Annotated in this window: 9 protein-coding genes; 4 read left to right on the forward strand and 5 right to left on the reverse strand. The window is 71.6% G+C overall.

Features of this window, described 5'->3' with window-relative positions; all coding sequences use genetic code 11:
* Window positions 1–86: 86 nt before the first annotated feature.
* A complete protein-coding gene (locus ACZ6TV_RS52780; protein ID WP_465308897.1) occupies window positions 87–1493 on the forward strand; it encodes an amidase in 1407 nt (468 codons plus the stop codon).
* 32 nt (window positions 1494–1525) lie between these two features.
* Here the strand turns inward: ACZ6TV_RS52780 and ACZ6TV_RS52785 are convergent, their stop codons facing one another.
* Window positions 1526–2212 carry an ABC transporter ATP-binding protein gene (locus tag ACZ6TV_RS52785; protein ID WP_465308899.1) on the reverse strand — a complete coding sequence of 229 codons (687 nt, stop codon included), beginning with the start codon at window positions 2210–2212 and terminating at the stop codon, window positions 1526–1528.
* Complete coding sequence (locus ACZ6TV_RS52790; protein ID WP_465308901.1) at window positions 2209–3246, reverse strand: ABC transporter permease; 1038 nt, start codon at window positions 3244–3246, stop codon at window positions 2209–2211. The genes ACZ6TV_RS52785 and ACZ6TV_RS52790 overlap by 4 nt, the downstream gene beginning before the upstream one ends.
* A gap of 200 nt (window positions 3247–3446) precedes the next feature.
* Between ACZ6TV_RS52790 and ACZ6TV_RS52795 the strand changes: the two genes are divergently transcribed.
* The 3 genes from ACZ6TV_RS52795 to ACZ6TV_RS52805 all read left to right on the forward strand — a co-directional run bounded on the left by ACZ6TV_RS52795 (window position 3447) and on the right by ACZ6TV_RS52805 (window position 7325).
* Window positions 3447–4649 (forward strand): sensor histidine kinase, encoded by a 1203-nt coding sequence (locus ACZ6TV_RS52795; RefSeq protein WP_465308903.1) that lies wholly within the window; start codon window positions 3447–3449, stop codon window positions 4647–4649.
* Window positions 4646–5281: a response regulator gene (locus tag ACZ6TV_RS52800; RefSeq protein WP_465308905.1), complete on the forward strand. Its 636-nt coding sequence runs from the start codon at window positions 4646–4648 to the stop codon at window positions 5279–5281. Before ACZ6TV_RS52795 ends, ACZ6TV_RS52800 begins: the two co-directional genes overlap by 4 nt.
* 130 nt (window positions 5282–5411) lie before the next feature.
* Window positions 5412–7325 carry an acyltransferase family protein gene (locus tag ACZ6TV_RS52805; RefSeq protein WP_465308907.1) on the forward strand — a complete coding sequence of 638 codons (1914 nt, stop codon included), beginning with the start codon at window positions 5412–5414 and terminating at the stop codon, window positions 7323–7325.
* A gap of 15 nt (window positions 7326–7340) precedes the next feature.
* On the opposite strand, the gene ACZ6TV_RS52810 is transcribed toward ACZ6TV_RS52805, so the two are convergent.
* The 3 genes from ACZ6TV_RS52810 to ACZ6TV_RS52820 form a co-directional block, all read right to left on the reverse strand.
* The gene (locus tag ACZ6TV_RS52810) at window positions 7341–9263 is read right to left on the reverse strand and encodes an amino acid transporter (RefSeq protein ID WP_465308909.1); all 1923 of its coding nucleotides are present in this window, start codon (window positions 9261–9263) and stop codon (window positions 7341–7343) included.
* Window positions 9264–10807: 1544 nt separating this feature from the next.
* The gene (locus ACZ6TV_RS52815) at window positions 10808–11284 is read right to left on the reverse strand and encodes an NUDIX domain-containing protein (protein WP_465308911.1); all 477 of its coding nucleotides are present in this window, start codon (window positions 11282–11284) and stop codon (window positions 10808–10810) included.
* A complete protein-coding gene (locus tag ACZ6TV_RS52820) occupies window positions 11277–12002 on the reverse strand; it encodes an XRE family transcriptional regulator (protein WP_465308939.1) in 726 nt (241 codons plus the stop codon). Before ACZ6TV_RS52820 ends, ACZ6TV_RS52815 begins: the two co-directional genes overlap by 8 nt.
* Window positions 12003–12127 lie beyond the last annotated feature (125 nt).

The following is a 12127-nucleotide window of genomic DNA, read 5'->3' on the forward strand; positions in this document are numbered from 1 at the left end:
GCCCGCCACGAGTTTCCCGGCCGGGGGACAGGGCAGTTCCTCGTGCCGGCGTACCGGCGCGGACCGGACCGAGAGGGGACTGCGGCATGACCACTGACCTCAACCGCTGCGACGCCACCGAACTCGCCCATCTGATCCGCACCAGGAGAGCCTCCGCCGTCGAGGTGATGCAGGCGCACCTCGATCGCGTCGAGCGCATCAACCCGAAGCTCAACGCCGTCGTCACGCTCGCCGACGGCGCGCTGGAGGCCGCGAGCGCCGCGGATCAGCAACTCGCGGCCGGCGCGGAGGTGGGACCGCTGCACGGCGTTCCCTTCACGGTCAAGGACTCGTTCGACACCGCAGGAGTGCTGACCCAACGCGGTTCGCCGATCTTCGCGGGGCGCGTCCCGGCCACGGACGCCACCAGCGTGGCACGCATGAAGCGCGCCGGCGCGATCCTCTTGGCGAAAACCAATCTCCCGGAGTTCGCGTACTGGATCGAGTCCGACAACCTCCTGACGGGCAGGACCAACAACCCGTGGAACCTCGACCGCAGCGCCGGCGGTTCGAGCGGCGGGGAGTCCGCGGCGATCGCGGCCGGGATGTCGCCGCTCGGTCTCGCGAGCGACCTGTCCATCTCGGTGCGTGGCCCGGCGGCCGACACCGGTATCGCGGCCCTCAAGCCGACGCACGGGCGCATCCCCATGACCGGGGTCTGGCCACGGGAACCGCGCCGTGACTGGCACGCCGGTCCCATGGCCCGCACGGTCCGCGACCTCGCACTGGCGTACACGCTGCTGGCCGGTCCTGACGGCGCCGACGGCTTCGCCACCGTCCCGCCCGGGTTCGACGCCGGCCTCGGCGCCGCACCGGACCGGCCCGTCCGTGTCGGCTGGCTGGTCGACTCCGGGCTCGGCCCGGTCGACGCGGAGGTCGCGGCAACCGTACAGGCGGCCGCCGAAGCCTTGCAGACCGTGGGTATCCGGGTCGAGGCCGTGAGCATCCCGGCCCTGGAACGGGACAACCCGCTGGAACTGTTCGCCCGGCGGCACGTCATGGAGATGAAGCCGGTGATGCGGGAGGCCACCGCCGGTCACGAGGAGCAGATGTTCGACTACTCGAGGACCATGCTCGCCACACCCGACACGTCCGTGCAGGACTACGTCCTGGCCGAGCAGGGCATCGAACGGCTCCGGGACGGTTTCGCGGAGTACTTCCAGCGGTACGACGCGCTGCTGCTCCCGGTGACGACGATCCCCGCGCACGCGCACCACCTCGGACAGTTCACCCTGGACGGCAAGACGGTGGAGGCGTTCCACGTGTCGTCGACGACTGTCCCGTTCAACCTGACGGGACTGCCGGCCCTGTCCATGCGGTTCGGCACCAGCAGCGACGGCATGCCGATCGGTGTGCAACTGGCCGCCGGCTGGCTCTCGGAGTCGACGATCCTGCACCTCGCGTCGCTGCTGGAGACGCTGAGCCCGGTCCGCGATCAGCACCCCGCACTCTGACGGCCGTGACGCCCGCTGTTGTCTTCGCTGGGTCAGCTGTCGCGACCTGCCATGCCAAGGAGGCGGCCGTCGCGGACCTCGGTGATCTGATCGGCGGCGGTGAGGTGGGTGCGGTCGTGCGTGACGAGGATCGTGGCGGTGCTTCGCTGGTGGGTGAGTCGGGTGATCAGGTCGATGATGGTGGTGCCGCGTTCGTGGTCGAGGGCGCTGGTGGGTTCGTCGACGAGGAGGACGGTGGGGTCGTTCATGAGCGCGCGGGCGATGTTGACGCGTTGGCGTTGACCGCCGGAGAGCTGGTGGGGCCGGCGGTCGGCGTGGGCGGCCATGCCGACGGCGTCGAGCAGGTCGACGGCGCGGCGGCGGGCAGAAGCGGGCCGGCGTCCGTCGATGACGGCCATGACCTGGAGTTGTTCGGCGGCGGTGAGCGAGGGCAGCAGGTTCGGTTGCTGGAAGACGATGCCGATGCCGCGGCGGCGTATGGCGGCCTGGTCGTTGCGGTTGAGGTCGGTGACGGTGGTGCCGTCGACGGTGACGGTGCCGCTGTCGGGGGTGATGAGGGTGGCGGCGACGGCGAGCAGGCTGGACTTGCCGGATCCGGAGGGGCCGACGACAGCGGCGATGGTGCCGCGGGGCACCTCGAGGCTGATGTGGTCGAGGGCGGTCAGGCGGGTGTCGCCGTCGGGGTAGGTGAGGGTGACGTCGGTCAGGGTCAGGCTCATCGGACGCTCCCGAGGGCGGTCAGCGGGTCGACGGAGGTGATCCGGCGGATGGACAGGGCCGCGCCGAGCCCGCCGAGCCCGATCATGACGGCGGTGGGGACGAGCATGGTGGCCGGGGTGAGCAGGAACGGCACGGAGGTGCCGGCGACGAACACGCCGGCCGCGGCGGCGAGGGCGGTGCCGGTGAGCGTGCCGATGGTGAGGAGGACGACGGCTTGGCCGAGGGCGTCGTGCAGCAGAGCGGCGGTGGAGGCGCCGAGGGCTTTGAGGACGGCGACGTCGCCGCTGCGCTGGATCGTCCAGACGGTGAAGAAGGCGCCGATGACCAGGGCGGAGATGGCGAACAGGAAGCCGCGCATCAGCTGCAGGGAGCCGTTCTCGGAGGTGTAGGAACCGATCGCGGACAGTGAGTCGCCGCGGGTGACGGTGCGGGTGCCGGCGGTCTGGTCGCCGGCGGCGATATCGGCTCCGTTCGTGGTGGTCAGGGCGATCACGGTCGCGGTCGCCCTGCCCGGCTCGCTGGTTGGCGGGATGGTGAGGCGCCAGGTGTCCAGGCTCGTCCAGACGACCGGGGTATGGCTGAAGGAGGCGTCGCCACGCACAGCGCCGACGGTCAGGCTCCGGCCGGCCAGGGTCAGCGTGCCGCCCGCGCGGAGTCCGAGGTCGTCAGCGGCGGCGGTGGACAGCACCACGGACCGGTCATCGATGCGGTCGGTGGCCGGGGCGAGCGGGGAGCCGTGCTGGACGCCGAACACGGACACGGCGGCGGTCGTGGTGCCGGCGGTGGCGCGGGTGGTGCTGATGCCGAGCGGTTCGGCGCTGGTGACGCCGCGGGTGCGGGCCCAGCGCTGCCATTGCTCGCCGGTGACGGTGGAATTGGCATACGACAGGTCCTGACCCCGCCCAGGCGCGTCGAACGCGATGCGATCGGCGGGCAGGCCGGTGATCGCGGAGACGTTCTGCTGGCCGAGGCCGGCGGTCAGGCCGGACAACAGCCCGACGAGCAGGGTGATCAGCACGATGACGGCGCCCATGAGAGCGAACCGGCCTCTGGCGAACCTCAGATCGCGCCATGCGACGAACACGGTGTTCCGCCCCTTCTCCGTTGACGTGATACGGCTGTGTCCACGGTCGCCGCCGGACCCGGGTGCGGGCATCTGCCGCAAGACCGGATGCGGCTTGCAACTTTTGACAGAGGCCGCCCGGGGGTGACCGTCCGTACGCTGAACAGATCATGTCTTCGACCGAGTCCCACCTGCCCCGCACAGCCCGTGGCCTGCAGTGGTGCCTGCATCTGCTCCTCGCCGGGCTGCTGGCGCTGACCGCCGCCCGGGCGGTCGCCGGCGGCGGCGCGCACACGTTGCTCGTGGTCGCGGCGGCAGGCGTGCTCGCGTTGACCTACGGCGCCGGGGTCGGGCTCGCACGCGTCCGCACGTCGCGCCGGGCGGCCAGGGTGTGGCTGGCCGTGCTCGTCGCGGGGTGGCTGGTCCTGCTCGCCGTGTCCGCCGACGGTGTGTGGGTGGCGTTCCCGCTGTACTTCCTGCAGCTGCACCTGCTACCGCGCCGAGCCGGTGTCGTCGCGGTCCTGGCCACCGCGCTCGTGGCGGTCACCGGCTTCGCGGCTCACGCCGGGGCGCTCACGCTGGCCATCACGGTGGGGCCGCTGCTCGGCGCGGCCGTCGCGATCGCCGTGGTGCGGGGCTACCAGGCCCTGTACCGGGAGAGCGAGCGGCGCCGGCAGCTGATCGAGGAGCTGACCGCCACCCGCGCGGAACTGGCCACGGCCCAGCACTCCGCCGGGGTGCTCGCCGAGCGGGAACGGCTGGCCCGCGAGATCCACGACACGCTGGCCCAAGGACTGTCCAGCATCCAGTTGCTGCTGCGCGCCGCTGAACGCGCGCTGCCCGACACCGCGCAGACGGCCGCCCGGCACGTCGCGCAGGCCCGGCAGACAGCGGTGGACAACCTCGCCGAGGCCCGCCGCTTCGTCGCCGCGCTCACCCCACCCGCGCTGCAGGACGCCGGCCTGGTCGAAGCCCTCGAGCAGCTGTGCGCCACGACGACCGCACGGCACCGGATCACCGCCCGCCTGCACCGCACCGGCGACCCGGTCCCGCTGTCCGCAGCGACCGAGGTCGCGCTGCTGCGCATCGCCCAGTCCGCCCTGTCCAACGTCGTCCGGCACGCCGACGCCGGCACCGTGGACGTCACCCTCAGCTACCTCGGCGACCAGGTAGCTCTCGACATCGTCGACGACGGCACCGGCTTCGACCCCGCCACACTCGCCGCCACGCAGCAGAGCGGCGGCGGATTCGGGCTCGCGGCGATGCGCGCCCGCGCCGACGCGCTCGGCGGCACCCTCACCGTCGAGGCCACCACCGGAGCCGGCACCGCGCTGGCCGTCCAGGTCCCCACAGGCACCGCGACCGACGCATGACCGGATCGACGATCCGCCTGCTGATCGCCGACGATCACCCCGTCGTGCGAGCCGGGCTGCGCGCTGTCCTGGAAACCGAACCCGATCTGGTCGTGGTGGCCGAAGCCGCCACCGCCGAGCAGGCCGTCACCCGGGCTGCCGACGGCGACATCGACGTCGTCCTGATGGACCTGCAGTTCAAGGGCGGCATGACCGGCGCCGAAGCCACCGCCGCCATCACGGCACGCCCGGACGCACCCCGCGTGGTGGTCGTGACGACCTACGACACCGACGCCGACACCCTGCCTGCCATCGCCGCCGGCGCCACCGCCTACCTGCTCAAGGACGCCCCACCGGAAGAACTGGCCGCCGCCGTGCGCACCGCCGCGGCCGGCCGGACCACCCTCGCCCCCGCCGTCGCCGACCGGCTGATGCACCGCCTACGCCAACCGGACACCGCACTGACCCGCCGCGAAACCGAAGTCCTCACCCTGGTCGCCGAAGGACTGTCCAACCAGGCGATCGGCGCCCGCCTGCACCTGACCGAAGGCACCGTCAAATCGCACCTGGCTCGCATCTATCTCAAACTCGGCGTCGACTCCCGCACCTCCGCGGTCGCCACAGCCACCAACCTCGGTCTCATCCGCCGCTGACCAGCGCGATCCCGCCTGCCCGCCCGACGGCCGGTGCGGCGGTCGGTCCGGGGCCGGGCCGCAGGTTCACCCGGCCGGCCACCGGCGCCCCATCGCATGCGGCGGGCCGCCGGTGGGCAGTGTCCGGCGCGTGTCGTTGCGCCACCTGCCGCCGCTGGACGGGCTGCGAGCCGTCGCGCTGGGCGCGGTGCTGGTCGTGCACGGCATGCCGGCCTGGCTGCCCGGTGGGGTCCTGGGCGTCGACGTGTTCTTCGTGCTGTCCGGGTTCCTGATCACGACGTTGCTGCTGCGTGAGGCCGAGCTGACCGGCCGGGTGTCCCTCGCAGGGTTCTGGACGCGCCGGGTCCGCCGGCTGCTGCCCGCCCTCACGGTGCTGGTCCTCGCCGTCGTCCTCGCCGCCCCGTACCTGCTGCCGGGCCAGGACCCGGGAGCGTTGCGCACCGACGCGGTCGCCGCGCTCACCTACTGGGCGAACTGGCGGATGATCCTGCGCGGCGGCGATTATTTCACCGAGACCGCGGCCGCATCGCCGCTGCAGCACACCTGGTCGCTCGCCATCGAGGAACAGTTCTACCTGCTGTGGCCGGTGCTGATCCTCCTCGCGCTGCGGGCGCGGCGGCCCCGGGCGTTGATCGGCGCGCTGTGCGCCGCCGGGTTCGCCGCATCGACGGTCGCCGCCGCCGTGCTCTACGACCCGCTGCACCCGGGCCGGGCGTATTTCGGCAGCGACACCCGAGCCGCGGCACTGCTCGCCGGCTGCGCGCTCGCCGCCGCGTCGCCCGTCGTGGCGCGGCATCCCACGGTACGGCGGGCAGCGGCCGTCGCCGGAGTGGTGCTGCTCGCCGCGTTCGCGGTCCTCGCCGGCGGCGCCGGGGCATGGCTGTACCGGGGCGGCTTCGCGCTCACCGCGATCGCCGCCGCCGCGGTCCTCGCCGAACTCGCCGCGGCGCCCGGCACACCCGCGGCACGGCTGCTCGGCGCGGCACCACTGGCGTGGATCGGGCGGATCTCCTACGGCGGGTACCTCTGGCACTGGCCGCTGTTCGCGGTCCTCGACGCCGGCCGGACCAGCCTGCATGGGCCACGGCTGCTCGCCCTGCGGGTCGCCGCGACCCTCGCCGTCGCCGCCGCCAGCTTCTACCTCGTCGAACAACCTCTGCGACGACCGCGGACCGGCCGGCTGCGCTGGGCGGCCGCCTTGACCGCCGGTCTCACCGCCGCGACGGCCGCCGCGTTCGCCGCCGTCGCGCCGCCGCCCCCGCCCGTCGCGCCGCCCGTGCTGACGGCCGCGCCCGCCGCGCAACCCTCGGGGCCGGCACCGTCCGCGGCGCCCACGACGCCGCCGGTGGGCCGCGCCGGCCGGCGGCCCGGACCGCCCAGGGTCATGGTCATCGGCGACTCCGTGTCGTGGACCCTCGGCGCGTACTGGCCCACCGACCCGACCGGCTTCGCCCTCGCCAACGAGGGCGTGCAGGGCTGCGGCATCGCCGTGCTGCCCGAGCTGCGGTACGGCGGCGACCCGCACACCAACCTTCCCTACTGCGGCACCTGGGAGTCGCGGTGGGGGAGCTCCACCACGAAACAGGACCCGGACGTCGTGGTCGTCCTGCTGGACCGCTGGGAACTCATGGACCGCAAACTCGACGGCCGGTGGACGCACGTCGGCGAACCGGACTACGACGCCTACCTCACCACGCAACTGCGCCGGGCGGTCGAGCTGACCGCCGCCAGGGGCGCCCGCGTCGCGCTGCTGACAGCGCCGTACACCCGCCGCCAGGAGCGACCGGACGGCGGCCTGTGGCCGGAGGACACCCCGGCCCGCGCCGACGCGTGGAACCGGCTGCTGACCGAGGTCGCCGGCAGCCACCCGGCCCGGCAGGTGGTCCTGGACCTCAACCGCGTGCTGTGCCCCGACGGCGCCTTCACCTGGCGGGTCGGCGGCGTCCAGGTCCGCAGCGACGGCCTGCACCTCACCCCCGACGGGGTACGCCGCGTCGTCGCGCCCTGGCTGGCACCGCAACTGCTGCGCCTCGCCACCACCTGAACCCTCGCCGGGCCGCTACCCGACGTGCACGTGCGGCCGGAGGTCACGGTCCGGCTGCTGCCGGCGCAGCACCTCACGGGTCACCGTCGCGATCTCACCCTGCCCGAAGATCAGGAACCGGAGGAAGTTCGCGGCCGGGTTGCCCTCGGTCCACTCGAAGTAGATGTGCGGCCGCCGCCCCGTGCGCTCCTGGATCCCGATCAGCACCGCGGCGATGGCGCTCGCGACCGCCGGGTTCTCCAGGATCAGCACCCGGTAACGCCCGTGCATGACCTCACCACGGACCACGACCGCGGACGCGAAATCGGACGCGTCGGTGATGGCCACCTCGACGAAGATCACGTCGGCGTCGTCGGGGAGGTTGTTGTCCGCCCGTACCTGCCGCGTCTTGCGCTGATAGTCGGTGACCGACCGGTGCACGGGCTCCTTCGCGACCAGCCGGATCGTCCGCCGCGCACAGTCATGGATGAACGTGTGCGCGATGGCGTCGAACCGCAGATCGGTCACCCGCAGCTCGAACGACCGGCCGATCCGCGACAGCACCGACACCAGCACGATCCCCGCGATGAAACACCCGGCGATCTTCACACCGTCAGGCCGTTCGGCGATGTTGGCGATGGTGGTGTACGTGAGGACGGCCGCGATGCACGCGAACACCGCGAACTGGCGCCGCTCATGATGCCGCCGCGCGGATAGCGTTGCGGCGACGGCGGCGGAGGTCATGAGGACGAGGACACCGGTCGCGTAGGCACCGCCCTGAGCGTTGACGTCGGCGTCGAACGCGACGGTGATCAGCACCGCGACGACGAAGAACACCAGCACCAGCGGCCGGACCGCACCCGCCCACTGCGGCGCCATCCCGTACCGGGGCAGGTACCGGGGGACCAGGTTCAGCAGACCGGCCATCGCGGACGCCCCGGCGAACCACAGGATCGCGATGGTCGACAGGTCGTACGCGGTGCCGAAGACCGGCCCGAGATGCTCGTGCGCCAGGTACGCCAACGCCCTTCCGTTCGCCTTCCCACCCGACTTGAACTCGTCCGGCGGGATCAGCACCGTGGTGATGACGCTGCTGGTGAGCAGGAAACCGCTCATGATCAGCGCCGCGGCGGTGAGCAGCTTCCGGGTGTCACGGATCCGGCCGGTCGGCCGTTCCTCGCTGTCGTCCGGGTCGCCGCGCAGGTGCGGCATCACCGCCACCCCGGTCTCGAACCCGGACAGGCCAAGCGCCAGCTTCGGGAACACCAGGAACGCGATCGCCACCACCAGCAGCGGATTGCCGTGCTGCGTCGTCAACGCCGCCGACCAGTCGGTGACCGCCGAAGGGTGGGTCGCGATGCGCCACAACCCGTCGGCGACGACGATCACGTTCAACGTCAGATACACCCCGACGATCCCGACCGCGATGCCGATCGCTTCGGTGAACCCGACGAGGAACACGGCCCCGAGCAGCCCGAGCAGGAAGAGGGTGACGAGGACCTCGTGGTCGTGCAGCGCCGCGGGCCAGTACGGGTTCTCGTCCAGGTGCGCGGTCGCGTCCGCCGCGGACAGGGTCATGGTGATGATGAAGTCGGTGGCGGCGAACCCGAGCAGGACCAGCACGAACAGCTTGCCCTGCCAGAACGGCAGCAGCCGCACCAGCATCGCGATCGAGCCTTCACCGTGCGGGCTTTCCGCGGCGACCCGCCGGTAGACGGGCAGCGCGCCGAGGAGGGTGACGAGGACCAGTACCACCGTCGCGACGGGAGACAGGAGGCCGGCGGCGAGGGCGGCGATCCCCGGCTGGTAGCCCAGGCTGGAGAAGTAGTCCACACCGGTCAGACACATCACCTTCCACCACGGGTGACGGCGGTCCGCGGCCGGCTTCGCGCCGGGGCCGGCGTGCTGCAGCGAACGGTCGTTGATGCCGGACAGGAGCCAGGCACGGAACCTGGTCACCACGGGCCGCCCCCGCCTGCGGAGACGTCGCCGTGACGACCTTGTGAACCCTCGGACACGGTCTGCACGGCTGGCCACTACCCGCCGGCCCTGGATGTACCTGCCGGTGCCGGATGACCACTCGCGCCTGCCTTCCACCACTGGCATCACCCTTTTCGTTGGAGGCGGGCCGGCCAATCAAGAGGTGAGTCGGAGGTTGGTGCCGCGTCCAGGCAGAGGCACACTTCTCACGATGTGGCAGTGATGCGGCCGTGGCGAGGCCGGCTTCAGCGACACTGTCGAGCAGCCAGTGCGGGTCGTCGGGTCCGTCCCCGCAGGCGCGGGGAGCAGATGATCGCGCCCTGTTCGCGGTACACGGAACCGGGACCATTCCCGCGTGCGCGGGGAGCAGGGTCCGTCCCCCAGCACCGCGCACCCGTGCGGCCGGACCATTCCCCGCGGACGCGGGGATGGTCCAGGTCGCCCTGCGTGCCGAGGGCGGCGGGGGCCGTGCTCCCCGCGGACGCGGGGATGGTCCCCAGATTGAGGTCGTGCCAGGCAGCGGAAAGTGAGTGCTCCCCGCGGACGCGGGGATGGTCCGAAGAGACATCAGAAGTACTCCACGACCGGATCGTGCTCCCCGCGGACGCGGGGATGGTCCGGACGCCACGTTCCAGAGCGGCGAGCCGAACCCGTGCTCCCGGCGGACGCGGGGATGGTCCGCATCGCGTGCCGCTCGAGCGGGAGCCGTTCTAGTGCTCCCCGCGGACGCGGGGATGGTCCGAACGCAAGGGACAGGGATGGCTGTGCAGTACTGTGCTCCCCGCGGACGCGGGGATGGTCCGAAGACGCCCTTGTCCGGCACCGACAGGAGGACGTGCTCCCCGCGGACGCGGGGATGGTCCGAACGCAAGGGACAGGGATGGCAGTGCAGTACTGTGCTCCCCGCGGACGCGGGGATGGTCCCTCGACATGCCGCACGAGATCTGGGCGCCCACCGTGCTCCCCGCGGACGCGGGGATGGTCCCTGCTCGCGCTCAACCCGCTGAAGGTCCAGCTGGTGCTCCCCGCGGACGCGGGGATGGTCCGCACGCGCACCTCCAGGTCACCGGCGCCGGTGCGTGCTCCCCGCGGACGCGGGGATGGTCCGCAGCGCTACGACCAGTTGCACCGCGGCGACGGGTGCTCCCCGCGGACGCGGGGATGGTCCGTGCCCGGTCGACGGCTGCAGCGGGAAGATCCTGTGCTCCCCGCGGACGCGGGGATGGTCCGGTCATCGAGCGCAACACCTGGCCGCAGTGGCCGTGCTCCCCGCGGACGCGGGGATGGCCCCGACGTGACCAACCTGCAGTTCGCGATGCCCCGGTGCTCCCCGCAGACGAGGGGATGGTCCCCGCACCATGGTGCGACACCTCAAACACCGGGTGCCCCGAGGACGCGGGGATGGTCCGATCCGCGACACCATCGGGTTCACCGCCGAACACCTGCTCCCCGCGGATCCGGGGACGGTCCGTTCCCGGCGACGTCGAGTTCGGCGACGTACACCACGTGTTTACCGCTGTGCCTCAGCCCAGATAAGGGGACGGCCCTCCGTCGACGAAGTGATGCAGGCGCAGGCGCGCAGTTTCGTGCATGGGCAGGTCGCGTGCGTCAGCCAGGTCGATCCACCGTAGCTCCGTCGACTCCTCGGAAATCTCTAGGCTGCCGCCCATTACCCGACCGGTGAAGGCGACGACGAACTCCTGTCGCACCTCGCCGTCGGCGTAAGCGATGACGTGCTGCGGGTCGGTATACAGCCCGAGTAGGCCGGTGATTTCGACCTCGAGCCCCGTCTCTTCCTTAACTTCACGGACGGCGGCCTGTGAAAGGGTCTCGCCGATGTCCATGGTGCCGCCGGGCGCGGACCAATTTCCAGAGTCGGCGCGTCGCTGCAGCAGGACCCGGCCCTGCTCGTCGGTGACGAAGACCTGGGCGCCGGGCACGATCCGGGTTGCGCGTGGTGCGGTGGGGTCGCGGTAGTAATCGGTTCTGCGGCTACTCATGCGTATTCGCCTCCAGAGGACGGACGGTTGCCCAGATTTCGGTGAACTGCTCGGCGAACGACTCGAAGATGCCGTGCTGAGTCAGTTTTCGCAGGTGCAGTGCTGGATGCTGATAGCCGCGGGCTCGGTAGAGGTACGGCGTGACGATCATCTGGTCGTCGAAACGAAACAAGGCGTTGTACAGGTGGACCTGGTGCAGGCCGATGGTCACGGTGTCCACATCGGTCAGGTCGCCGAGGGAGCTCAGGGCATTGCGGATCCTGCCGGCGAGTGACCCGTTGAGCTGTTCCAGTGCGTCGCGCTCCTCGACGTGTGCACAGTCGGGGTCGGCGAACGCCATGCGCACGGAGACGCCGGCGGAGGCCTTCGCGGCGATGCGGCGAGCCGCGTCCGGCATCAGCTCCAGGACGAACGGATAGGCGTACCCGAGCAGGTCGATACGTGTCCGTGCGCCGGTCAGCAGGGACACCCACAGGTCTTGTGGGATGTCTGCACGGTGAGCGTAGGCGCCGACCACCTCCGAGATTGCGGGCGCGCCAACGACTCGATCAGGTCGGGCAGACGGCCACAGTGTCGCCTCGTCCTCGCCCAGCGCCTCTGCTACGGCGAGCCGGCTGCGTCGGTGGGGCATCCGACCACCGATCCAGCGATCGACCGTTTTCGTATCGACGCCAACGGCGGCGGCCAGTTCGCGGGATCCGATACCGGTACGCAGCATTGCCGTGTGCAGGCGCGTGTTGGCCATATCTGGAGGTTACCGGACGCCTTGGGACGTTCCAGGGACGTAGAGACGTCCCACAATACGTCCTGAGGGACGTTTCACCGTCCCGCATCGACTGGCAA

The sequence above is a fragment of the Dactylosporangium sp. NPDC051087 genome, assembly GCF_055586325.1.